The following is a 2,198-nucleotide window of genomic DNA, read 5'->3' on the forward strand; positions in this document are numbered from 1 at the left end:
ATAAAAGGGGGAGTGAGTTTTGCTATTAAAAATTCTGTTTTTGATACGGGGGATGAATAGAAATTAAAAATAGTCCCAATTTCTTTTTCTTTTACGATTAAAAGTGCCGCTAATATTGCCGGGGCTATAAGCATCGTAAGCCCGATAAGTCCGGGAATTATACCGTTTTCATCCCGCATAGATTCGTTAAAAAAGTTTCTTTGGTTTATTTCAAAAGGAACTTTTACGCCGTTTTTTTCAAGCAGGTTTAAAAACACTCCCTGAACGTATCCTTCTAGTGTCGTAGCCCTAAGTGGAAAACTTCCGTCTATATATACGGCAACTTCGGCATTACGGGAGTGCATCAGATTTTTTTCAAAATTGTGGGGGATTATAATAAAAAGATCCGTTTTATTTTGTTTTATACGTCTTATGGCTTCACTGTCTGTTATGTTTAAAACGATTGTGTCAAAATATTTAGTGGTGCTAAACGCCCTTATGATTTCCTGTGAGAGTTTCGTATTGTCCCTGTCGATTATAACCGTTCTTGAATGCGTAACCTCCATTCTGATACCGTATCCAAAAAGAATTACTATCATAGCAGGAATTAAATATACCATTACAATCATTTTAGAGCGCCACAAATCTATAAATTCTTTTTTTAAATACGCTTTTACTACCCCTATTTTCATTCGCTCTCCTCATAATATCTGATAAAAATCTCTTCAAAAGAGAGTCCCGGGAATTTTTCGTGAAGTTTTTTAACTTCATCATCCACAATTTTTTTACCTCTTTTTAACACCACAACCCTGTCGCAGTATTCCGCTTCACTCATATAATGGGTGGTAATGAGGATTGATATTTTCCATTTTTCTTTAATTTCCCTTAAAAATTTCCAAAAAGTAGCCCTCGCTATCGTATCGACACCGCTCGTAGGCTCGTCCAAAAACAGCACTACCGGTTCATGTAAAAGGGCGACTGAGAGTGAAAACCTCTGGTTAATTCCAAGGGGCAGGTCTTTTGGAAAATCGCTCAGATACTCTTTAAATCCAAACAAAGTTGAAAAGTATTCGATTTTTTCTTTTGTTTATTTAGGGCTTAAATCATGCATTTTGGCAAAATATTCCATATTTTCTTTAACACTCATATCTTCATACAAAGCAAATCTCTGGGACATATAGCCTATTTTACCTTTAAGCTCAAGTCTGTCTTCATATGACTTTATTCTTTTGCCAAGCAAATACAGTTCCCCCTCGTCAATCGGATAAAGTCCAAGAAGCATTTTCATAAATGTGGTTTTCCCGGCTCCGTTTGCACCTAAAAGTCCTAAAATCTCTCCGCTTTTTAGCTCCAGATCCACATGGTCGTCCGCTATAAAGCTTCCGAATTTTTTGGTAAGCCCTTCGGCTTTTACTACAACATCGGATAATTTTACCTCTTTTTCTTCTAAGTTTATTTTTAGATTCTTTTTGCCTTTTTTAAGCGCATTTACAAAAAATACACCTTCTAGCAAAGGAGCAGCTTTTTTTAAGTTAAGAGGCTTTAGGGAGTATGTTCTGTTATTGAAGCTGAAACAATCTTCACTTTCAATTTCACCTTCATATGTATAATCTTTTATACTCTCTTTAAGCTCATCGGCTTTCCCCCTTGCTATAACTTCACCTTCGTCAAACAACAGCAGTTTATCCATTTGCTCGGCTTCCTGCATATACGCCGTTGAAATAAGGGCGATTATCCCCTCTTTTTTCCTAAATCCGTCAACTATTTCCCAAAGCTCCCTTCTGCTTATAGGATCAACCCCGGTTGTGGGTTCGTCTAAAATTAACAGTTTAGGACGGGGAAGAAGGGCCAGGATTAGTGAAAGTTTTTGTCTCATACCGCCGCTTAAATGCCCTGCGAGTCTATCTTGAAACTCATAAAGTCCCGCCATGTTTAAAAGGCGTTTTTCATATTCTATATCTCTTTTTACTTCTCTTATGTTCCTAAAAAATTCAAAATGCTCTTTTACACTTAAATTATCATACAGAACAAGCCCCAGTCCTTGAGGCATAAGTGAAAGCTGAGGCTTTATCTTTTCGGCTTCTTTTGGAGAATGGTAAACGTGTCCCCTAAATTCAATCTCCCCATCAAACCTCTTAACCCCGGCAATTGCGTGCATAGTGGAGCTTTTCCCTGCCCCGTCAGCTCCTATAAAGCCGATTATTTCACCGCTGTCGGCT

At 37.8% G+C, this 2,198-nt stretch carries 3 protein-coding genes; all 3 read right to left on the reverse strand.

The features are described from left to right. Positions 1 to 671 (reverse strand): ABC transporter permease (locus ACXJIE_RS01620; RefSeq protein ID WP_456479235.1); only part of this gene is annotated, 671 nt, incomplete at its 3' end. After that, positions 668 to 1,036, reverse strand: a complete 369-nt coding sequence (locus tag ACXJIE_RS01625) for an ATP-binding cassette domain-containing protein (protein WP_456479236.1) — start codon at positions 1,034 to 1,036, stop codon at positions 668 to 670. The genes ACXJIE_RS01625 and ACXJIE_RS01620, both read right to left, overlap by 4 nt. 30 nt (positions 1,037 to 1,066) lie before the next feature. Beyond that, a partial coding sequence (locus tag ACXJIE_RS01630; RefSeq protein WP_456479237.1) for an ATP-binding cassette domain-containing protein occupies positions 1,067 to 2,198 on the reverse strand: 1,132 nt, incomplete at its 5' end.

It is taken from the genome of Nautilia sp., assembly GCF_053994455.1.